Source organism: Pseudomonas sp. Tn43, from assembly GCF_014192635.1.
Classification (GTDB): domain Bacteria; phylum Pseudomonadota; class Gammaproteobacteria; order Pseudomonadales; family Pseudomonadaceae; genus Aquipseudomonas.
On the sequence record NZ_JACHYG010000008.1, the window covers coordinates 209,274 to 231,019 of the forward strand.

The window sequence follows — 21,746 nt, forward strand, 5'->3', positions numbered from 1 at the left end:
GTGACAGGCGGATGGTCGAAATGGAGGGCAATTTGCCGACGTTCAGCCGGGATTAAGCTGCATATTGTTATCATCACGACTCAATCAGCCCTGATAAACGCTGTTCATCATGACTAACCTGCCTGTTTCAGCGTCCGCTACGCGCCAGCCCAAGGGGTTGCCGGATGCATTTTTCGACCGCGATGCCCAAACGCTGGCCCGGGATTTACTGGGCAAAATCATCCGCCATAAGGTCGGCGACCTGTGGCTCAGTGCCCGGATCATCGAAACCGAAGCCTATTACTGCGAAGAGAAAGGCAGCCATGCCTCCCTTGGCTACACAGAAAAGCGTAAGGCTTTGTTTCTGGATGGCGGCCACATCTATATGTATTACGCCCGCGGCGGCGATTCGTTGAACTTCAGCGCTCACGGTCCGGGTAATGCGGTATTGATCAAGTCAGCCTATCCCTGGGTCGATGAACTGAGCGGGCCGGCTAGCCTGGCGCAGATGCTATTGAACAACCCCGATGCCCAGGGCCGCCCTCGCCCCTCGCAAAAGCTGTGTGCCGGGCAGACGCTGCTTTGCAAGGCACTGGGGTTGAAGGTGCCGGTCTGGGATGCCAAGCGCTTCGACCATGAAGTACTGCTGGTGGAAGATGTCGGGCCGGCGCCCGGTCACATCATCCAGACCACACGCCTGGGCATCCCCCAAGGGCGCGACGAACATTTGATGTACCGTTTTGTTGATGCGGCTTACGCACTTTATTGCACGCGCAACCCGCTGCGCCGGGGACAGGTCGAAGGGCGTGATTATTTTTTGCTGTCCTGATACCCGCTGAATCTTGATGCAAAGGAAACCCTTATGGGAGCGGGCTTGCCCGCGATAGGGCCATACCGGCCGACATCGATGCTGACTGTCCCGACACCATCGCGGGCAAGCCCGCTCCCACAGGGTTTTAGGGTGTTGTTTAAATTGCGTTCGCCCACCAAGGGGCCAATTGAATCAGATGGAGTTGTTTTTATGGGCCCATGGCTCGATAGCGTGACCGGTTGGCTGACAGTCAACCCGCAGTGGCTGGCCGCGGCAGTGTTCATCGTGGCTTGCGTTGAATGCCTGGCGATTGCCGGGTTGATCGTGCCCGGCACCGTGTTGCTGTTTGCCGTGGCGGTCCTGGCCGGCAGCGGCGCGTTGTCCTTGGGAGAAACGCTGCTGCTGGGTTTGCTCGGTGGTGTGCTGGGTGACATTGTTTCGTACTTTCTGGGGCGCCATTTCCACCAGAACATCCGGCGTCTGCCGGGGTTGCGCCATCATCCGGAATGGATCGCCGGGGCCGAGGCGTATTTCCAGCGTTATGGCATTGCCAGCCTATTGGTCGGACGTTTTATCGGCCCGCTACGACCGATGTTGCCGATGGTCGCCGGAATGTTTGACATGCCATTCCCGCGCTTCGCTGTCGTCAGCCTGCTGGCCGCCGCAGGCTGGAGCGTTGCGTATCTGCTGCCCGGCTGGGCCACGGGAGCAGCGATTCGCTTGCCGTTGCCGGAAGGTTTCTGGCCCGAGGCCGGGATTGTCGCGGGCAGCATTGCACTGATGGTGGGGCTGAGTGCCACCAGCAGCCTGCGCCGACATCGCAAAGCCACGATGTTCATCACCGGCATGAGCCTGCTGATTCTGGCGGGGCTGTTTATTGGCTACCCGCACCTGAGCGCGCTTGACCAAGGCGTGATGACGCTGGTGCAGGAGCATCGCAGCCCGATGCTCGATGAAATAGCCGTAGTGTTCACACTGATCGGTGAATTCCGCAACATGTTGATGTTGAGCGCGCTGCTGACAATTTTGCTGTTGCTGACGAAGCAATGGCGGCACGCAATCTTTGCCGGTAGTACGTTGCTGTTCACCGCACTGGGCAATACCGCAACCAAGCACTTTTTCGCCCGCATTCGCCCGGAAGTGCTGAGTGATCCATTGACCAGCTACAGCATGCCCAGCGGCCACGCATCGGGCTCTTTCGCGCTGTTCTTGACCCTCGCGGTGCTGGCAGGTCGCGGACAACCGCCGCGCATGCGCCTGACCTGGTTGTTGGTGGGCTGCTTGCCAGCGCTGACGATTTCCTTTTCACGGGTGTACCTGGGGGCACACTGGCCGACCGATGTGCTGGCCGGCGCGATGCTGGCGGCATGCGTATGTGCAGCCAGCCTCTGGCTGACTCAACGGCAGATATCACTCAACGCCATGCCGTCGAAAATCTGGTGGCTGGTATTGCCTTCATTGGTGGCGTTGTTCGGTTTCTTTGTGTTGAAGCACATGCCGCATGCGATGTTGAGATACGCGTACTGAAAGATCAAAAGCGCGCGTCAGGCAAACAAGTCACCCTGCAACTTATCCAGCAACGCCTGAATCGCATCCAGACGTTGCTGCGGATCATCGAGTTGCAGCAGGTTGATCTTGTCCGTGTCGGCAAACGGCAACAGGTATGCCAATTGATTGGCCAGCGACTGTTGCCCCGCCGCCTCGGTGCCCATGTCCAGCGCTTCGACCATCGGATGTTCCGCCAAGGCCTTGAGCAACGCGACCAGGTCGGCGTCTTCATCCTGTAGCGGTTGTTCGGGTTCATCTTTGAGCCACTCGACTTCAGCGATGATCAATTGGTCGCGCTGCACCTCGGTACGCACAACGCGGAAACGCCGCCCGCCTTTCACCCGAATACCCAGCAGGCCATTGTCTTGCTGATGGAAATCGGTGATCAGTGCCTCGCACCCTACCCGTGCGTAGCCTTCGGGGGCGATGCCCACTTCCTTGCCGTCGAGGATGCACACCACGCCGAAGCCGACGCCCTGTTTCATGCAGAGACCAATCATGTCCAGATAGCGCGCCTCGAAGATCTGCAAGTCGAGGATGCAGTCCGGAAACAGCACCGTGTTCAGCGGAAAAAGCGGCAGACTCATAGACATTTCCTTATACCACCATCGACACCGCCAACGGCAGGAATACCGCCGTGGCTACGCCCATCAGACTCATCGCCAGCGCCGCAAAGGCACCGCACTCTTCACTTTCCTGCAAGGCCACCGAAGTGCCGACCGCGTGGGCGGTCATGCCCAAGGCCATGCCGCGGGCCTCTGGACTGTGGACACCGAGGCGAGTCAGAAGACTCGGCCCGAAGATCGCCCCGATCACTCCGGTAATCAATACGAACACCGCGGCCAATGCCGCGACGCCACCTATCTGCTCCGCCACCAGCATGGCAATCGGCGAGGTGACCGACTTGGGTGCCATGGTCATCAGGATCATGTGTTCGGCGCCGAAGCCCCAGCCCAGCAACACACCCATGCCCGTGGCGACCACGCCACCTATCACCAGCGTAGTAAATATCGGCCAGAACAACTGCCGGATCCGCCGCAGATTGAGGTACAGCGGCACCGCCAGCGCAACAGTGGCCGGCCCGAGCAAGATGCTGAGGATCTCGGTGCTCTTGCGATATTCGGCGTAGCTTAAGCCGCAACCGATCAGGACAGCGATGACCAGCAACATGGAGACCAGTACCGGCTGCAGAAAAATCCAGCGGGTTTTCTCGTAGCACGCCAGCACCAATTGATACGCGCCCAAGGTAATGCCAATACCGAACAATGGATGATGGATCACCGACGCCCAGGCGCCCTGCCAATCGAAAGTCATTGGCCGTCCTCATGATGCGCGTGACGCTTGACCATGCGCTGCATCAATACGCCGGCGAAGGCCATCGACAGCAGCAGCGACAACACCAGCGCACCGGTGATCGCCCAGAAATCCGCGGCAATATCGGCAGCGTAAACCATCACGCCCACCGCTGGCGGCACCAGCAGCAACGGCAGATAACGCAGCAGGCTGCTGGCCGCCAGGTTCAGCGGTTCGCCGACCTGACCGCGAATAATCAGGTATCCCAGCAGCAACAGCAGACCAATGATCGGCCCTGGCAGCACCGGCAAAAACAAATGGTTAAGGGCGGTGCCGAGCAATTGAAAAAGCACCAGCCAGGTCAGGCCACGTAACAACATCCATCATCTCCCGCGCACGCTCCCACAAAGAAGGGGCCCGACATTATAAGCACGCCAACGCTATGAACCGGCATTCGCCAAAAGCATGGACAGTTGACCGGAGCAATTTGCCATGTTGATCTAAAGTGGTTCGCAGGGAGGTCACATCCCCCACTCGAAAACTATAAAACCGATAAACCCAAGGAGAGTCTCAATGCCCCAGGTTCCAGTTGCAGAGCTCAAAGATTATGTCGGCAAGGAACTCGGACGTTCCGAATGGCTCACCATCGACCAGAAACGTATCGACCTCTTCGCAGAAGCCACAGGCGATTTTCAGTTCATCCATGTCGACCCGGTCAAAGCCGCGCAAACACCTTTTGGCAGCACCATCGCCCACGGTTTTTTGTCGTTGTCGCTGATCCCCAAACTGATGGAAGACATCTTCATCGTGCCCGAAGGTGCAAAGATGGTCGTCAACTATGGTCTGGACAGCGTGCGTTTCATCCAGCCTGTGAAGGTCGATTCCAGGGTTCGACTCAAGGTTGACATGAACGAGGTCACCGAAAAGAAACCCGGCCAATGGTTACTCAAGGTCATCGCCACGCTTGAAATCGAAGGGTCGGACAAACCGGCGTATATCGCCGAGTCGCTGTCCCTCTGCTTCGTGTAAAGCCTCCCGGATGCGAAGCAGCTCACGCTGCTTCGCGCTGTGTCTGTGCTGCGTCTCTATAAATGCGACACATAGCTGCGGCATACTCGGTCTCCTAATTGCCCGGATCCCGCTATGCGCTCATTTGCACTTCTTGCTTTGACCTTGTTGCTTACCGCTTGCGGCGATGGCGAATCGCTGTTGCCCCCCGATGCGCGCCTGCCGGACGGCGGACGTTATCGCGGTGATCTGGTCAATGGCTTGCTGCAAGGCGAAGGCCGTATCGATTATCCGAACGGCAGCTGGTACGCCGGTCAGTTCGATAAAGGCCAATGGCATGGCCAGGGCGAATGGCATGGCAGCAATGGCGAGGTCTATCGCGGGCAATTCCAGCAAGGGCTATTCGACGGCCAAGGCACGCTGACCACTCCTGGCAGCAGCTACACCGGCGGTTTCAAGGCGGGCAGACGCGACGGCGAAGGCACCCTCAAAGAAAACGCCATGACTTACCGCGGCGAATTCAAGGCCGATCAATATTCAGGGCTCGGTCGTCTGGAACTCGCAGACGGCAGCCAGTACCAGGGTCAATTCGCCCACGGCAAACCCAACGGCGAAGGCCAGCGCAGCGATGCCAGCGGGAATCAGTTCACCGGGCATTTCGTTAACGGCCAGCTGGAAGGCAACGGCACCTTCAACAGCGCCGATGGCGATATCTATGTCGGCGGTTTCAAGAACAATCAACTGCACGGCAAGGGCCGCTACGAAAACGCCGATGGCGATGTCTGGCTCGGTCAGTTCAAGGAAGGCGTGCTCGGCGGCAAGGGCGAGTTGATCGGCGCCGATGGCAGTCACTACATCGGTCACTTCAGCGACTGGCGTTTCACCGGTCAGGGTCGCTTGAACCTGGCTGACGGCAGCTTCTATGTCGGCCAGTTCGACGGCGACAACTATCAGGGCCAAGGTACTTTGGTGCTGACCGATGGCACGGTGCAGAGCGGCGCCTGGGTCAATAGTCAGCGCGTGCGCGATGCCGACGACAAGCTGCTACCCGACCCTCTGGAGCTCGGTTTGCTGGCTCAGGGTCGCTTGCTCGACGATGCACTGGCCAATGTCCCGGCCTCAACCTCCGCGGTCGAACTGTACACCTTGACCCTCGGCGGCGACGGCAAGCAGAGTGTGTTCCTGCGCGAGTCCGACTATGTCGCCAACATGCTCGCCAGCCGTTTCGGCGCCTTCGGCCAGATTCGCCTGGTCAACCATCGCGACCACCTGGGCGACCGACCGATGGCCACCCGGGAAACCCTGCGCCGCGCCGCCCAGACCCTGGCCGAACGTAGCGGCCCGGAAGACCTGCTGTTCATTTACCTGACCAGCCACGGCACCAGCGAACACGAACTGGTACTCGACCAGCCACGCATGGAACTGGCCGACCTGCCGGGCGATGAACTCGCCGCCGTCCTCGCGCCCTTGAAAAAGCGCGACAAAATCATCGTGATTTCATCCTGTTATTCCGGCGGTTTCATTCCCGCCCTCAAGGACGAACGCACCCTGATCATGACCGCCTCGCGCGCCGATCGAGTGTCCTTCGGGTGTTCGGAAGAAGCCAACTTCACCTACTTTGGCGACGCGCTGTTCGCCCAGGCGCTGAACCAGACCGACGATCTGGAGCATGCCTTCAAACTGGCCAGTGCCACCGTGGCCGAACGCGAACTGGCCGACAATTTCGAAGCCTCGGAGCCGCAAATCTGGGCGCCGAAAACCGTGCTCGCCCACTGGCAATCGTTACGCAAACAGCAAGCACGAAAAGCCCTGCAAAGTGTCTCAGTCAGCAAGGATGAAAAGAGCAACTAAGCTGAATAGTATCAAGGGGGAATGACTATGTACTTGACGCCTCAGCATGTATTGCTTGCCGGAGCTACCGGGTTAACCGGTGAACATTTGCTTGACCGTCTACTCAATGAGCCAACGATTACACGGGTATTAGCCCCCTCTCGCCGGCCACTGGCCGAACATCCTCACCTGGAAAACCCGGTTGGCGATCCGGCGGTGTTTTTGCCGCAACTGAACGGGCGCGTCGACATTGCCTACTGCTGCCTCGGCACCACGATCAAAAAGGCCGGCTCCGAGGAAGCGTTTCGCGCGGTGGACCTGGACATGGTGGTGGCCTTCGCCAAACGTGCGCGGGAAATGGGTGCACGGCACTTGATCGTGATCAGCGCCTTGGGAGCCGATCGCAGATCCCCGATTTTCTACAACCGGGTCAAAGGCGAAATGGAACACGCATTGCGCGCGCAGAATTGGCCGCAGCTGACCATTTGCCGGCCTTCGCTGTTGTTGGGTGATCGCGTCGAGCCGCGACTGGCCGAACGGGTTGCCGGTCCACTGTCGAAATTGATTCCGGGCAAATACCACGGCATCGAAGCCTGCCAACTGGCCCGCGCCATGTGGCGCCTAGCGCTGGAAGAGCAGGATGGCGTGCGGATTGTCGAGTCGGATGAGTTGCGTAAATTAGGCAAGTAATTTCAGGCCGACCGCGGACCTGTGGCGAGGGGGCTTGCCCCCGTTCGGCTGCGAAGCAGCCGCAAATCCAGGCGATTCAATGCAGCTGAAGAAACGGAGGGCCGCTGCGCGACCCAACGGGGGCAAGCCCCTCGCCACAGGGCTTTTTACAATCCGCCAGTCGCTTGAAAACTCACGCCAATCACCGTCAATAGCGACAGCGGCAACAGCAGCGTGTCGAGCAACGCACTGGCCGGCAGGTCAACAGCCGGATAACTCGGCGCTTCGGCGCCAAACCGGTCCATGGCACAGCAGCCGCCGTTCAGCGCATACAAATCCAGTCGTGTCCCCGAATACACCACCGGCGCTCCAGGCTTGGCTGCATCAAGGGTGCGCACGGTGGCGCAACCCGCCAATTGCAAAGCCAGCAGCATGACCAGCAGCTTATTCATCGCTGCTCAAATGGTGTTCGCCCCAACGCGGCAGCATGTCTTGCGGAATATTCAAACAATTGAGAATTCGCGCCACGACGAAGTCGATCAGGTCATCGATAGTCTGCGGCTGGTGATAGAAGCCCGGCGACGCCGGCAAAATCGTCACGCCCATGTTGGACAGCTTGAGCATGTTCTCCAGATGAATGCTCGAATACGGCGCCTCGCGTGGTACCAGAATCAACTGGCGGCGCTCCTTCAAGGTCACGTCGGCCGCCCGTTCGATCAAGTTGTTGCAGGCGCCGGTCGCGATAGCCGACAAGGTTCCGGTGGAACACGGCACCACCACCATCGCCGCTGGCGAGCCGGAACCCGAAGCCACCGGCGACATCCAGTCTTCCTTGCCATACACCCGAATCTGCCCGGCGGCGGCGCCGGTGTATTCAGTGAGGAAAGCTTGCATCATCTGCGGCTTGGGCGGCAGCGAGACATCGGTTTCGGTGGCCATCACCAGTTGCGCCGCCTTGGAAATCAGGAAGTGCACCTCGCGGTCTTCACGCACCAGGCAGTCGAGCAGGCGCAAGCCGTACTGGGCGCCCGAAGCGCCGGTCATCGCCAGAGTGATGCGTTCCGGACCGTTGTTCATTGCAGCGCCTCGGCCAGTTTGCCGTGCAGGCCGCCGAAGCCGCCGTTGCTCATGATCACCACGTGAGTGCCGGGCTGAGCCTGGCTCTTCACGCGCTCGATGATGCCTTCCAGCGAATCGCTGACGATTGACGGCACGGTGCACAACGCCGCGGTGGCGCCCAGGTCCCAACCGAGGTTGGCGGGCGAATACCAGATCACCTGATCGGCATCGACCACACTTTCCGGCAAGCCATCACGGTGCGCGCCAAGCTTCATGGAGTTGGAGCGCGGCTCGATGATCGCGATCAGCGGCGCATCACCAATACGTTTGCGCAGGCCGTCAAGGGTGGTGGCGATCGCGGTCGGGTGATGAGCGAAATCATCGTAAATGGTGATGCCACGGACTTGCGCGACTTTTTCCATCCGCCGTTTGACGCTTTTGAACGCGCTCAGTGCAGCGATACCCATCGACGGCACGACGCCAACATGGCGTGCGGCGGCCAAGGTGGCCAAGGCGTTGGCAACGTTGTGCTGACCGGTCATGTCCCACTCGACCACGCCTTGAACGGCGTCCTCGAACATCACTTCGAATTTCGAGCCGTCTTCACTGAGCAGTTTGACTTGCCATTGGCCACCGGCACCGGTGGTTTGCACCGGGGTCCAGCAGCCCATTTCGATCACGCGCAGTAATGCCGGCTCGGTGGTCGGGTGAATCACCAGGCCTTCGCTGGGGATGGTTCGCACCAAATGGTGAAATTGCCGTTCGATGGCCGGCAGATCCGGGAAGATGTCCGCGTGATCGAACTCAAGATTGTTCAAAATCGCTGTACGCGGGCGGTAGTGGACGAATTTCGAGCGCTTGTCGAAGAACGCGCTGTCGTATTCGTCGGCTTCGATCACGAAGAACGGCGTATCGCCCAAACGCGCCGAGACCGAGAAATTCTGCGGCACACCGCCGATCAGGAAACCCGGACTCATGCCCGCGTGCTCCAGAACCCAGGCGAGCATGCTGCTGGTGGTGGTTTTGCCGTGAGTGCCGGCAACCGCCAGCACCCAGCGGCCTTGCAACACGTGATCGGCCAGCCATTGCGGGCCGGAGACGTACGGCAGGCCTTTGTTCAGCACGTATTCGACGGCCGGATTGCCGCGGGACATGGCATTGCCGATCACCACCAGGTCCGGGGCCGGATCGAGCTGCGCCGGATCGTAACCTTGGGTCAACTCAATGCCCTGGGCTTGCAGCTGAGTACTCATTGGTGGATAGACGTTGGCATCGGAGCCCGTCACGTGATGGCCCAGCTCTTTGGCCAGAACCGCCATCGAACCCATGAAAGTGCCGCAAATACCAAGAATATGAATGTGCATAAGTCGACCTCGTAAAACATGGCCGCAGGTTAGCGTAGGGTGGGGAAATTCGCACTCAGAGTTTGAAATCAGCGCAGAACCGGTTGGAGCGAGGCTCGCCCGCGAAGGCATCCTCGAGTACGCCAAAAGCTTCGCGGGCAAGCCTCGCTCCTACAAAGTCAGGATCCGGTGCATCTAGCGGGCGATACCGTGTTTGCGCAGCTTTCTGTAGAGGGTATTGCGGCTGACGCCCAGCTGTTCAGCGGTATGCGTCATGTGCCAGCGCTGCTGCTCCAGCACCGTCAGCAACGCCAGCCGCTCGGCATCGTCCAGCGGATACTCGGACGGTTCTTCAACCGCTGACACCGTTACCGCCCGAGCCTGTCGAATCATCGCCGGCAAATCCTCCAGGCCGATCCGCCCGCCATCACACAATGCCGCCAGGGTCCGCAGCACATTGCGCAACTGCCGCACGTTCCCCGGCCAGGCAAAATCCAGCAAGGCCTGCCGCGCCGGCGCATCAATCAGCACTGTCTCCGCGCCCGCCTCTTCGGCCAGCAAAAAGTCGAGCAACTGCGATTTGTCAGAACGCTCGCGCAACGCCGGCAATGCGACTTCCAGCCCATTGAGCCGGTAATACAGATCCTCGCGGAAACTGCCCGCCTGCACCCGTTCAAGCAGATTACGGTGAGTGGCGCTGATGATCCGCACATTGACCGGCTCCGGCTCACCGCCAATCGGCACCACTTGACGGTCTTCCAGCACCCTTAATAGCCGGGTCTGCATGCTCAGCGGCATGTCTCCGATTTCATCGAGGAACAACGTCCCGCCATCGGCCTGCTGCAACTTGCCGCGCATGCCTTCCTTGCGGGCGCCGGTGAAACTGCCGCCGCGATAGCCGAACAGTTCGCTTTCGATCAGGCTTTCGGGAATCGCCGCGCAATTGAGGGCAACGAACGATTTTTCGGCCCGTTGACTGGCCTGATGCACGGCTTTGGCGAAAGCTTCCTTGCCGGAACCGGTTTCGCCGTTGATCAGCAACGGCACATCTCGTTCAAACACGCGCAAGGCCTTGCGGAAATCCTCCTGCAACGCGGCATCGTCCAGGCAAATGCCTGACAAGCGCGGACGCTCGGCAACCCTGGGGCTTTGCACCACCGGTACCGGAATACTGCGCGGCTGCCCGCGCAATACGGCAAACAACCGCCGTCCGTCACGGGTGCGCAATGGCCAACTGGCACTGGCGTTGGCGCTCGCGCGGCCGAGCAATTCATCCAGCGAACAGTCGAAAAACGCCTCCACCGGTTTGCCTAACAGCCCGCCACGAATATGCCCCAGTAAATTCAGCGCACTCTGGTTGACCGCACTGATCCGCCCTTCCCCATCGAACGCCAGCAACCCTTCGCTGAACAGCCCGACAGACTCGGCCTGCAAGTGAAAACGCAGCAACCATTGGTTGTCGAAGTAACGCAGGAAATAGCAGCTCTCGATCATCTTCGCCGACAGATTGACCAGGGCCATGGTGTGGAACTGGCTCTGACGCGAAACTTCGTGACGCGCCGAAGATACATCGAGCACCGCCAGCAGCTCACCGTGCGGATCGAACACCGGACTTGCCGAGCAGGTCAGGCCGGTGTGACGCCCCCGGAAATGTTCGTCTTGATGGATGGTCAGGGATTGGCGCTCCACCAGACAGGTGCCGATGCCATTGGTGCCTTCGCAGGCTTCGCTCCAGTCGGCGCCCAGCCAAAGGCCGGCGCGCTCGAAAATCTTCCGTTCGGTGGGCGCAGTGACGCAATTGAGGATCACCCCGCGAGCATCGGTCAGCAGCACCGCATGGCCGGCGCCGGAAAGCTGCTGGTGGAGGCTGGTCATTTCGGTGCCGGCGATTTGCAGCACTTGCTGCAAACGTTCGCGACTTTCCAGCACGCGGCCATGCTCGAGTACCGTCGGCGCCATGGTCAGGGCCGGGTCGAGGTGATAATCCTCAAGACAACGCAACCAGGAACGGGCAATGGACGGATCACTGCCGGGACCGTGCAAGTGGGATTTGCCTTGGGTCACGGTCAGCACTTGCTGGGCATGGCGACTCAAATGGTTGTCGTGCATTTCTTATTATTCTCCCCGAGCGGTTTACATCCCCGTGTAGGAGCGTGGCTTGCCCGCGAAGAACGATAACGCGGTGCATCAGGCAAACCGAATCATGGCTTTCGCGGGCAAGCCTCGCTCCTACAAGGAGGGAGGTTCGAGCATCCTCCAGCCTGGCCAGCATTGCAATGCTTGCAAGACCGCCAAGTCACAGGCCGCGCCACAAACGGTACAAAGTGTCACACAGGCTGTACCGTAAACGTCACAAACACTGCCCATCCGTCCGACAAAAAACACGCAAAGCCTTGATTTACCTGACCTGCAAGGCGCTGGCCCGAGCTTTGCTCTACGCTTAATGCAGCGCTTTAGCGCGTCCTCCCTTATAAGCACAAAAGCCAAGGAGAAACCCATCATGCGTTACGCTCACCCCGGTACTGAAGGCGCTATCGTTTCGTTCAAGAGCAAATACGGTAACTACATCGGCGGCGAGTTCGTCGCGCCTGTCAAAGGTCAGTACTTCACCAATACATCGCCGGTCAACGGCCAACCTATTGCCGAATTTCCGCGCTCCACTGCCGAAGACATCGAAAAGGCCCTGGACGCTGCCCATGCCGCCGCCGATGCCTGGGGCGCCACGTCCGCCCAGGCACGCTCGCTGGTGCTGCTGAAAATCGCCGATCGCATCGAACAGAACCTGGAAGTGCTGGCGATCACCGAATCCTGGGACAACGGCAAGGCCGTTCGCGAAACCCTCAACGCCGACATCCCGCTGGCCGCCGACCATTTCCGCTACTTCGCCGGTTGCATCCGCGCCCAGGAAGGTAGCGCCGCCGAGATCGACGGCAACACCGTGGCCTATCACATCCATGAACCGCTGGGCGTGGTCGGGCAGATCATTCCGTGGAACTTCCCGATCCTGATGGCCGCCTGGAAACTCGCCCCTGCCCTCGCCGCCGGCAACTGCGTGGTCCTCAAGCCGGCCGAGCAAACCCCGCTGGGCATCACCGTGCTGATGGAACTGATCGGCGACCTGCTGCCACCTGGCGTGCTCAACGTGGTGCAAGGCTTCGGCAAAGAAGCCGGGGAAGCCCTGGCCACCAGCAAGCGCATCGCCAAGATCGCATTCACCGGCTCGACCCCGGTCGGCTCGCACATCATGAAATGCGCCGCCGAAAACATCATTCCGTCCACCGTGGAGCTGGGTGGCAAGTCGCCGAACATCTTCTTCGAAGACATCATGCAGGCCGAACCGACTTTCATCGAGAAAGCCGCTGAAGGCCTGGTGCTGGCGTTCTTCAACCAGGGCGAAGTCTGCACCTGCCCGTCCCGCGCCTTGGTGCAAGAGTCGATCTACGACGAATTCATGCAAGTGGTGATGAAGAAGGTCCTGCAAATCAAACGTGGCGACCCGCTGGACACCGACACCATGGTCGGCGCCCAGGCGTCCGAGCAGCAATTCGACAAAATCCTTTCGTACCTGGACATCGCCAAGGGCGAAGGCGCCGAGTTGTTGACCGGCGGCAAAGTGGAAAAACTCGAGGGCAGCCTGGCGACCGGATACTACATCCAGCCGACCCTGCTCAAGGGCACCAACAAAATGCGCGTGTTCCAGGAAGAAATCTTTGGCCCGGTAGTGAGCATCACCACCTTCAAGGACGAAGCCGAAGCCTTGGCCATCGCCAACGACACCGAGTTCGGCCTGGGTGCCGGCCTCTGGACCCGCGACATCAACCGCGCTTATCGCATGGGCCGCGCCATCAAGGCCGGTCGTGTGTGGACCAACTGCTATCACCTGTACCCGGCTCATGCCGCGTTCGGGGGCTACAAAAAGTCCGGCGTCGGCCGTGAAACCCACAAGATGATGCTCGACCACTATCAGCAGACCAAAAACCTGCTGGTGAGCTACGACATCAATCCGTTGGGCTTCTTCTAACTCGTCGCGATAGCGCGTAACGGCTTTCGCGGGCAAGTCGGATCACCGCACCGCTCGCTCCTACAGGTATCAGTGATCTGTAGGAGCATGGCTTGCCAGCGAAGGCGCCTCCACTGACACAACCCACATCGCCCTGCTGCTCTGGCACGGGCTTTGCGTGCCTGTAGCACACATAAACGCCATACCCGAAAGTCCAACAGATCAAACAATAAAAAAGACAGAGAGGACTTATGACTTCTACTACACAGCTCAAACCCACACTCGGCACCCTGCATCTATGGGGCATTGCCGTCGGCCTGGTGATTTCCGGCGAGTACTTCGGCTGGAGTTACGGCTGGGGCACCGCAGGAACCCTGGGCTTTCTCGTCACTGCCCTGATGGTGGCGACGATGTACACCTGCTTCATCTTCAGTTTCACCGAATTGACCACCGCCATTCCCCACGCTGGCGGGCCGTTTGCCTACAGCCGACGGGCCTTCGGCGAAAAAGGCGGACTGATCGCCGGCATTGCGACCCTGATCGAGTTCGTTTTTGCGCCACCGGCGATTGCCATGGCCATCGGCGCCTACCTCAATGTGCAATACCCGGAACTGGATCCGAAGCTTGCCGCTGTGGGCGCCTATTTAGTGTTCATGGGCTTGAATATCCTCGGCGTAAGCATCGCCGCCACGTTCGAGTTGGTGGTTACCGTGCTGGCGGTTGCCGAACTGCTGGTGTTCATGGGTGTGGTTGCACCGGGCTTCAGCTTCAGCAATTTCGTGCTCAATGGCTGGTCGGGCACCAACGAATTCACCCTGGCCTCAATCCCCGGTATTTTTGCGGCAATTCCCTTTGCAATCTGGTTCTTTCTCGCCATTGAAGGCGCAGCCATGGCCGCCGAAGAAGCCAAGGACCCGAAACGCACGATTCCCCGGGCTTACGTCAGTGGCATTCTGACGTTGGTGTTCCTGGCTATCGGCGTCATGGTGATGGCGGGCGGTGTCGGCGACTGGCGCCAACTGTCGAACATCAACGATCCGTTGCCTCAGGCGATGAAAGCGGTGGTTGGCAATGATTCGACCTGGATGCACATGCTGGTCTGGATCGGCCTGTTCGGCCTGGTGGCGAGTTTCCACGGGATCATTCTTGGCTATTCGCGCCAATTCTTCGCCCTGGCTCGCGCCGGTTACCTGCCTAAAGGGCTGGCCAAACTCTCGCGTTTCCAGACACCGCACCGGGCGATTCTGGCGGGCGGCGTGATCGGCATCGCGGCAATCTACAGCGACGGGCTGGTCAATCTGCAGGGCATGACACTGACGGCTGCGATGATCACCATGTCGGTATTTGGCGCCATCGTGATGTACATCATCAGTATGCTGAGCCTGTTCAAACTGCGTAAAACCGAGCCGAACCTGGAACGCACCTTCCGCGCACCGGGCTACCCTATCGTGCCGGGGATCGCACTGTTTCTGGCGGTGGTGTGCCTGGTGGCGATGGCGTGGTTCAACCCCTTGATCGGGTGTGTGTTCCTCGGGTTCATGGCGGCCGGTTACCTGTATTTCCAATTGACGGCCAAGCAGCGTTCCGACGCGCCGGCGGATGCGATGCTCGAAGGTATCTAATTGCACCGGAGTCGGGCGCACGCCCTATTTGGGAGCGCCCCATTCTTGTAGGAGCGAGGCTTGCCCGCGAAGGGCATGATGCGGTCTGACTGATACACCGCGTTATCGTTTTTCGCGGGCAAGCCTCGCGCCTACAGGTCATCAATTAACCAGGAGGACACCATGGCCGTATTTGCCCATACCATCGGCGCCCAGACCTACCGCTTCGAGAGCCTCAAGGATGTCATGGCCAAGGCCAGCCCGGCGCGCTCCGGAGATTTTCTGGCCGGCGTCGCCGCCCTCAATGATGGCGAGCGCGTAGCCGCGCAGATGGCCCTGGCTGACATCCCGCTGACTCATTTCCTGCAAGAAGTACTGATTCCTTACGAGACCGATGAAGTCACTCGGCTGATCATCGACACCCACGACAAACAGGCTTTTAAAGCGGTCAGCCACCTCACTGTCGGCGGCTTTCGCGATTGGCTGCTCAGCGATGCCGCCGACGAACAGAGCCTGCGCGCCCTCGCACCGGGCCTGATCCCGGAAATGGCTGCCGCCGTGTCGAAGATCATGCGCGTGCAAGACCTGGTGCTGGTGGCGCAAAAAATCCGCGTGGTCACGACATTTCGCGGCACCCTGGGCCTGCGTGGCCGGCTCTCGACTCGCCTGCAACCCAATCACCCCACCGACGAACCGGCCGGTATCGCCGCGAGCATTCTCGATGGCCTGCTGTACGGCAATGGTGATGCAATGATCGGCATCAACCCGGCTACCGACAGCATCGCCTCGATCTGCGCCATGCTGGAAATGCTCGATGCAATCATCCAGCGCTACGAAATTCCTACACAGGCCTGCGTACTGACCCACGTTACTACCTCCATCGAGGCGGTGAACCGTGGCGTTCCGCTGGACCTGGTGTTCCAGTCGATCGCCGGCACTGAAGCGGCCAACGCCAGTTTCGGTATCAACCTAAACGTCTTGCAGGAAGGCTATGACGCGGGCTTGAGCCTGAATCGCGGTACGTTGGGCCAGAACCTGATGTATTTCGAAACCGGCCAAGGCAGCGCCTTGTCGGCCAATGCTCACCACGGCATTGATCAACAGACCTGCGAAACCCGCGCCTACGCCGTGGCACGCCATTTCAAACCGTTTCTGGTCAACACCGTCGTAGGCTTCATCGGCCCCGAATACCTGTACAACGGCAAACAGATCATCCGTGCCGGCCTCGAGGACCACTTCTGCGGCAAGCTGCTGGGCGTGCCCATGGGTTGCGACATTTGCTACACCAATCACGCCGAAGCCGATCAAGACGACATGGATACCCTGCTGACTTTATTGGGCGTGGCCGGGATCAACTTCATCATGGGCATCCCCGGCTCCGACGACATCATGCTCAATTACCAGACCACCTCGTTCCACGACGCCCTCTACGCCCGGAAAACCCTGGGCCTGAAACCGGCGCCGGAGTTTGAACAGTGGCTGGCGAACATGGGCATCTTCACCCAGGCAGACGGCAAAATTCACTTCGGCGACAACCTGCCGCCAGCCTTCCGTCAGGCCATGGGGCAACTGGGATGAGTATTGAGATGGATAAACCACCTGTCGATCCGCAAAACCCGTTGCTGGAACTGCGTCGCCTGACCCCGGCACGTATTGCTCTCGGTCGTACAGGCACCAGCATGCCGACCCGTGCACAGCTGGATTTTCAATACGCCCACGCACAGGCCCGGGATGCGGTGCACCTGCCGTTCGATCACAAGGGGCTCAGTTCGCAACTGGCCGAGCGTGGACGTGAGCATCTGCTGCTGCACAGCGCCGCCTCGGATCGCAACAGCTATCTGCAGCGCCCCGATCTGGGGCGCAAGTTGAGTGATGAGTCGGCGCAGACTCTGCGCGACCATGCTCGGAATCATCCTGACGGGGTGGACTTGGCGGTCGTGGTGGCCGATGGGCTCTCGGCATTGGCCGTTCATCGCCACACCTTACCGTTTCTGGCGCGCATGGAAGAACAGACAGCCAATGAGGGCTGGTCCCTGTCGCCAGTGATCCTGGTGGAACAGGGCCGAGTTGCAGTGGCCGATGAGATTGGCGAGCTGTTAGGCGCGAAGATGGTGGTCATTTTGATCGGCGAGCGCCCCGGCTTGAGCTCGCCAGACAGCCTGGGACTGTATTTCACCTATAATCCCAAGGTCGGACTGACGGATGCCTATCGCAATTGCATCTCGAATGTCCGCCTCGAAGGCTTGAGTTACGGCATGGCAGCACACCGGCTACTGTATTTGATGCGCGAAGCCTGTCGGCGGCAGATATCAGGGGTCAGTCTGAAGGACGAAGCCCAGGTTCAGACGCTGGAATCGGACAATGGTGCGGGCATGAAGGGTAATTTCCTACTGAGCCCGTCGGATGCCTGAACCGTTTCCGCATTGCGTTTCCATTCAGGATTCAGGCAGGATCGATGCACGGCCGCCAGGGATTTCCCATCGCCGTCACCACGTAAGACAGCCACTTGAAGACGAGACCTACCATGCGGATTATTCAAGCGACCCTCGAACACCTCGACCTGCTGACCCCGTTGTTCGTCAAATATCGTGAGTTTTACGGTTCCCTGCCGTATCCGGACTCATCCCGGGCGTTCCTTGAGAAACGCCTGCGGCGCAAGGAATCGGTGATCTACCTGGCCCTGGCCGATGACGACAACAACAAGCTGATGGGTTTCTGTCAGCTATACCCCAGCTTTTCGTCCCTTTCGCTTAAACGCGTGTGGATCCTCAACGATATCTACGTCGCCGAAGACGCCCGCCGCCAGTTGGTGGCCGACAACCTGATCCGTACCGCAAAAAAAATGGCCAAGGAAACCAACGCCGTGCGTATGCGCGTTTCCACCAGCAGCAACAACGAAGTCGCGCAGAAAACCTATGAATCCATCGGGTTCAGGGAAGACACCGAGTTCAAGAACTACGTATTGCCGATCAGTGAGGAGCTGTAATGCACTGAGGCCTTTGTGGCGAGGAGCTGTGGCGCGCGGGGGGCTTGCTGTAGCCAGAGGGCTTGTCGTGGCGAGGGGGCTTGCCCCCGTTCGGCGGCGCAGCCGTCGTAAAACCTCAGCATGCGGTGTATCTGAAAAACCGTGACTGCCTGGTTCAGGGGGCGCTTTGCAACCCAACGGGAGCAAGCCCCCTCGCCACAAGGATTGTGCAAAGCCAACAGGCCTATGATCGTCCCGTCGACATCCCTCGCTACAAACTCAAGGCGTTTTTCGCTTCTCTCCCCGTATAATGCCCGCTCTTCCGGCTCGTAAGAAAATTCACACTTAGCTGTAGTCTTACGCGAAGCCATCCGCACAGGCCTGCAGAGTCGGGCCATCACCACAGGTGCTTTCCATGGATTTCAACCCGATCGACCTTATCCTGCATCTCGATGTTTACCTCGACCTGCTGGTGACTAACTACGGGGCATGGATTTACGCCATTCTGTTTCTGGTGATCTTCTGCGAAACCGGTCTGGTGGTGATGCCATTCCTGCCGGGCGACTCCCTGCTATTCATCGCCGGCGCAGTGGCGGCCGGTGGCAGCATGGACCCGGTGCTGCTGGGCGGCCTGCTGATGCTGGCGGCGATTCTCGGTGACAGCACCAACTACGTGATCGGTCGCACCGTCGGCGAAAAACTGTTCAGAAACCCGAACTCGAAAATATTCCGTCGCGACTACCTGCAACAAACCCACGACTTCTACGAAAAGCACGGCGGCAAAACCGTGACCCTGGCGCGTTTCCTGCCGATCATCCGTACGTTTGCGCCGTTCGTCGCCGGTGTAGGCAAAATGCCTTACCCTCGTTTCTTTGCCTTCAGCATCCTTGGCACCATCCTCTGGGTGGGGGGCCTGGTCACCCTCGGGTACTTCTTCGGTAACGTACCGTTCATCAAGAAAAACCTGTCGCTGCTGGTGGTGGGCATCATCTTGCTGTCGCTGCTACCGATGATCATCAGCGTGATCCGCAGCCGCCTCGGTCATACCACGTCCAAAGCCGAACCACGCTGACTCACGATGTGGTCTCTTAGCGCCTGGCGACGCCAGCGCACTCTGGCCAGGCATCCGATTGCCGACGACATGTGGCAACGGGTGCGCCATCACTTGAGGTTTCTCGATGGCCTCAGCGCAGCCGAAGACCAGTGGTTGCGGGAAGCCTGCGTGCTGTTCCTGCAAGACAAACACCTGACCGCCCTTCCCGGCGTCGAGCTTCACCAGGAGCAACGCTTGCTGCTCGCCGCCCAGGCCCAATTGCCGCTGCTGCACCTGGGCGATCTGAACTGGTATCAGGGTTTTCACGAAATCATCCTCTACCCCGACGATTTCCTCAGCCCCCAGCGCCATCGCGATGCCAGCGGCGTCGAACACGAATGGGATGGCGAACACAGCGGCGAAGCCTGGCAGCAAGGCCCGATCATCCTCGCCTGGCCCGGCGTGATGGCCAGCGGTGGCTGGGAAGGCTACAACCTGGTGATCCACGAACTCGCGCATAAACTCGACATGCTCAATGGCGACGCCAATGGCTTGCCACCGCTGCATGCCGATATGCGGGTCAGCGACTGGGCCAGAATCATGCAAGAAGCCTATGACGACCTCGACCGGCAACTGGATCGCAACCCGGACGCCGAAACCGCCATCGACCCGTACGCAGCGGAAAACCCCGCCGAATTCTTCGCCGTCACCAGCGAATACTTCTTCAGCGCCCCGGATTTGCTGCACGAGGCATATCCACAGGTTTATGAGCAGCTTAAGTTGTTTTATCGGCAGGATCCGCTGGCCCGGCTACGGCAACTTCTGGCCGAGAACCCTGTCTATCAGGCACACGACTAAGGTCTACACGACCTCTGGCGCATGGCAACGGTGGCAGAATATGCCTATAATCGCCGCCACTTTTTGGTCAATCCGGCCAAGTGTTTTTGGTCAACTAACGGGGGCACCGCCCAATGAGCTACAGCAAGATTCCGGCTGGCAAAGACCTGCCGAACGACATCTACGTCGCGATCGAGATCCCGGCCAACCACGCGCCGATCAAATACGAAATCGACAAAGACAGCGATTGCCTGTTCGTTGACCGTTTCATGGCCACCCCGATGTTCTACCCGGCCAACTACGGTTACATCCCCAACACCCTGGCCGACGACGGTGATCCCCTCGACGTGCTGGTCGTAACCCCTTACCCGGTTGCCCCAGGTTCGGTAATCCGCGCGCGTCCCGTCGGCATCCTGAACATGACCGACGACGGCGGCGGCGATGCCAAAGTGATCGCGGTTCCACACGACAAGCTGTCCCAGCTGTACGTCGACGTAAAGGAATACACCGATCTGCCTGCGCTGCTGATTCAGCAGATCGAGCACTTCTTCGAGAACTACAAAGATCTCGAAAAAGGCAAATGGGTGAAGATCGAAGGCTGGGCCGGCGCCGATGCCGCTCGCGACGCGATCACCAAGTCGGTTGCTGCCTATAAAGGCTGAGAAGCCACGGCACGCTACGATGCTTGAAGAAAAACCCCGGTTGATCCGGGGTTTTTTGTGGGCGCACACCCAGAAAGTCGCATCTTTAACGGTACGTATAGTGCTTCCTGGCTTTGGTTTTTGCGTGTTTGGTTTCCACTAAAAGCGCCTTACATCCAGTCTTAAATTTCCCTCGAAATTTGAACGAATCGTTTATTCAAACCCCCATCCTGCGCCAGTAGACTCGTGTTTATGAAAAAGAACACTAGCGGCCCACGGTTTAAAGCACTCCTTGAAGCAGCGAAAATCACTACCACAGGATTTGCCGCTTTCTTCGACACGGAAGCACAAAATATCCACAACTGGTACACCCGAGGTGTGCCCGCCTACCGCATGGAAGAGGTCGCCAAATTACTCTCTGTAAATAGCGACTGGCTGAAAACCGGCGAAGGCCCGAAAGAATCCTCACGCCTGCGCGTGCTCGACGAGTCCGGCAACACCTTCGATGCCCAGGCCATCCGCGGCATCTACACGGTGATCGAGCCCGTCGACGTCGAATTGCCCTTCTACAAGGAAACAGCCACCGCCCCGGGTTCCAACAAAACCCACGTCGTCAAAGACCCCAGCCAATCCATCCGCCTGCCTCGCAGCCATCTGGACTCCCTGGAAATCAAGCACGCCGATGCTATTTGTATCTGCATGATCGGTAACAGCATGGGCGAAAAGATTGAAGATGGCTCCACGCTTGCGGTCGACCGTGGGCTGACTCAGGTGATTGATGGGGAAATTTATGCGATCGAGCATGACGGGATGCTGCGGATCAAATACCTGCACCGGATGCCGGGCAATGCGTTGCGATTGCGCAGCTACAACAGAACCGAGTATCCAGACGAAATCTTCAGTGCCGAACAGATCGACAAGCAAAACATAAGGGTATTGGGATGGGTATTCTGGTGGTCGACACTCAATAAACGCCGGCCGTCAGTGCCCTTCCTATAAGCACGCTACCCACTGTGGCGAGGGGGCTTGCCCCCGTTCGACTGCGCAGCAGTCGCAAACCATTCACTATGGCGGACAGTATGGTTACCGGGTTTACGACTGCTTCGCAGCCGAACGCAGCCTTCGGCAG

The 21,746-nt window shown here is 59.2% G+C and carries 21 protein-coding genes; 14 read left to right on the plus strand and 7 right to left on the minus strand.

The genetic code is table 11. The annotated features are described in order from the left end of the window. Nucleotides 1-109: 109 nt before the first annotated feature. Both FHW68_RS21155 and FHW68_RS21160 read left to right on the plus strand, forming a co-directional pair. Nucleotides 110-808, plus strand: a complete 699-nt coding sequence (locus tag FHW68_RS21155; protein WP_183682900.1) for a DNA-3-methyladenine glycosylase — start codon at nt 110-112, stop codon at nt 806-808. Nucleotides 809-1,000: 192 nt separating this feature from the next. Further along, nucleotides 1,001-2,317, plus strand: coding sequence for a bifunctional DedA family/phosphatase PAP2 family protein (locus FHW68_RS21160; RefSeq protein WP_095633922.1), 1,317 nt, complete (start codon nt 1,001-1,003; stop codon nt 2,315-2,317). 17 nt (nt 2,318-2,334) lie between these two features. Here the strand turns inward: FHW68_RS21160 and FHW68_RS21165 are convergent, their stop codons facing one another. Genes FHW68_RS21165 through FHW68_RS21175 form a run of 3 tightly spaced genes read right to left on the minus strand, consistent with a single transcriptional unit; the run spans nt 2,335 to nt 4,011 of the window. Next, nucleotides 2,335-2,925: an LON peptidase substrate-binding domain-containing protein gene (locus FHW68_RS21165; protein WP_095633923.1), complete on the minus strand. Its 591-nt coding sequence runs from the start codon at nt 2,923-2,925 to the stop codon at nt 2,335-2,337. Between the two features lie 10 nt (nt 2,926-2,935). Beyond that, nucleotides 2,936-3,652, minus strand: coding sequence for an LrgB family protein (locus tag FHW68_RS21170; RefSeq protein WP_095633924.1), 717 nt, complete (start codon nt 3,650-3,652; stop codon nt 2,936-2,938). Then, nucleotides 3,649-4,011: a CidA/LrgA family protein gene (locus tag FHW68_RS21175; protein ID WP_183682903.1), complete on the minus strand. Its 363-nt coding sequence runs from the start codon at nt 4,009-4,011 to the stop codon at nt 3,649-3,651. Before FHW68_RS21175 ends, FHW68_RS21170 begins: the two co-directional genes overlap by 4 nt. A gap of 193 nt (nt 4,012-4,204) precedes the next feature. Between FHW68_RS21175 and FHW68_RS21180 the strand changes: the two genes are divergently transcribed. The 3 genes from FHW68_RS21180 to FHW68_RS21190 all read left to right on the plus strand — a co-directional run bounded on the left by FHW68_RS21180 (nt 4,205) and on the right by FHW68_RS21190 (nt 7,159). After that, a complete protein-coding gene (locus tag FHW68_RS21180) occupies nt 4,205-4,660 on the plus strand; it encodes a MaoC family dehydratase (RefSeq protein ID WP_095633926.1) in 456 nt (151 codons plus the stop codon). Between the two features lie 114 nt (nt 4,661-4,774). After that, nucleotides 4,775-6,490 (plus strand): C13 family peptidase, encoded by a 1,716-nt coding sequence (locus tag FHW68_RS21185; RefSeq protein WP_095633927.1) that lies wholly within the window; start codon nt 4,775-4,777, stop codon nt 6,488-6,490. Nucleotides 6,491-6,517: 27 nt separating this feature from the next. Beyond that, nucleotides 6,518-7,159 carry an oxidoreductase gene (locus FHW68_RS21190; RefSeq protein ID WP_095633928.1) on the plus strand — a complete coding sequence of 214 codons (642 nt, stop codon included), beginning with the start codon at nt 6,518-6,520 and terminating at the stop codon, nt 7,157-7,159. Between the two features lie 146 nt (nt 7,160-7,305). Here the strand turns inward: FHW68_RS21190 and FHW68_RS21195 are convergent, their stop codons facing one another. From FHW68_RS21195 to FHW68_RS21210, 4 genes are all read right to left on the minus strand, one after another. Further along, nucleotides 7,306-7,590: a YceK/YidQ family lipoprotein gene (locus tag FHW68_RS21195; RefSeq protein ID WP_095633929.1), complete on the minus strand. Its 285-nt coding sequence runs from the start codon at nt 7,588-7,590 to the stop codon at nt 7,306-7,308. Beyond that, nucleotides 7,583-8,215 (minus strand): flavin prenyltransferase UbiX, encoded by a 633-nt coding sequence (gene ubiX / locus FHW68_RS21200; RefSeq protein WP_095633930.1) that lies wholly within the window; start codon nt 8,213-8,215, stop codon nt 7,583-7,585. The genes FHW68_RS21195 and ubiX overlap by 8 nt, the downstream gene beginning before the upstream one ends. Continuing rightward, the gene (mpl, locus tag FHW68_RS21205) at nt 8,212-9,561 is read right to left on the minus strand and encodes a UDP-N-acetylmuramate:L-alanyl-gamma-D-glutamyl-meso-diaminopimelate ligase (protein ID WP_183682906.1); all 1,350 of its coding nucleotides are present in this window, start codon (nt 9,559-9,561) and stop codon (nt 8,212-8,214) included. The genes ubiX and mpl overlap by 4 nt, the downstream gene beginning before the upstream one ends. Nucleotides 9,562-9,735: 174 nt before the next feature. Beyond that, nucleotides 9,736-11,649 carry a sigma-54-dependent Fis family transcriptional regulator gene (locus FHW68_RS21210; RefSeq protein WP_183682909.1) on the minus strand — a complete coding sequence of 638 codons (1,914 nt, stop codon included), beginning with the start codon at nt 11,647-11,649 and terminating at the stop codon, nt 9,736-9,738. Nucleotides 11,650-12,040: 391 nt separating this feature from the next. Here FHW68_RS21210 and FHW68_RS21215 point away from each other — a divergent pair, with 391 nt between their 5' ends. The 9 genes from FHW68_RS21215 (at nt 12,041) to FHW68_RS21255 (ending at nt 21,616) form a co-directional block, all read left to right on the plus strand. After that, complete coding sequence (locus tag FHW68_RS21215) at nt 12,041-13,561, plus strand: aldehyde dehydrogenase family protein (protein ID WP_183682912.1); 1,521 nt, start codon at nt 12,041-12,043, stop codon at nt 13,559-13,561. A gap of 230 nt (nt 13,562-13,791) precedes the next feature. After that, the gene (gene eat / locus FHW68_RS21220) at nt 13,792-15,162 is read left to right on the plus strand and encodes an ethanolamine permease (protein ID WP_095633934.1); all 1,371 of its coding nucleotides are present in this window, start codon (nt 13,792-13,794) and stop codon (nt 15,160-15,162) included. Between the two features lie 162 nt (nt 15,163-15,324). Next, a complete protein-coding gene (locus FHW68_RS21225; protein WP_183682915.1) occupies nt 15,325-16,719 on the plus strand; it encodes an ethanolamine ammonia-lyase subunit EutB in 1,395 nt (464 codons plus the stop codon). Between the two features lie 8 nt (nt 16,720-16,727). Further along, nucleotides 16,728-17,552: an ethanolamine ammonia-lyase subunit EutC gene (gene eutC / locus FHW68_RS21230; RefSeq protein WP_168185120.1), complete on the plus strand. Its 825-nt coding sequence runs from the start codon at nt 16,728-16,730 to the stop codon at nt 17,550-17,552. A gap of 113 nt (nt 17,553-17,665) precedes the next feature. Beyond that, nucleotides 17,666-18,127: an N-acetyltransferase gene (locus tag FHW68_RS21235; protein ID WP_095633937.1), complete on the plus strand. Its 462-nt coding sequence runs from the start codon at nt 17,666-17,668 to the stop codon at nt 18,125-18,127. A gap of 394 nt (nt 18,128-18,521) precedes the next feature. Next, nucleotides 18,522-19,178 (plus strand): DedA family protein, encoded by a 657-nt coding sequence (locus FHW68_RS21240; protein WP_095633938.1) that lies wholly within the window; start codon nt 18,522-18,524, stop codon nt 19,176-19,178. 6 nt (nt 19,179-19,184) lie between these two features. Beyond that, complete coding sequence (locus FHW68_RS21245; RefSeq protein ID WP_183682918.1) at nt 19,185-19,997, plus strand: zinc-dependent peptidase; 813 nt, start codon at nt 19,185-19,187, stop codon at nt 19,995-19,997. A 113-nt stretch (nt 19,998-20,110) separates the two neighbouring features. Further along, entirely contained in the window at nt 20,111-20,638 is a 528-nt protein-coding gene (gene ppa / locus FHW68_RS21250; protein ID WP_095633940.1) for an inorganic diphosphatase, read from the plus strand. Nucleotides 20,639-20,869: 231 nt separating this feature from the next. Further along, entirely contained in the window at nt 20,870-21,616 is a 747-nt protein-coding gene (locus tag FHW68_RS21255) for a S24 family peptidase (protein WP_095633941.1), read from the plus strand. Nucleotides 21,617-21,746 lie beyond the last annotated feature (130 nt).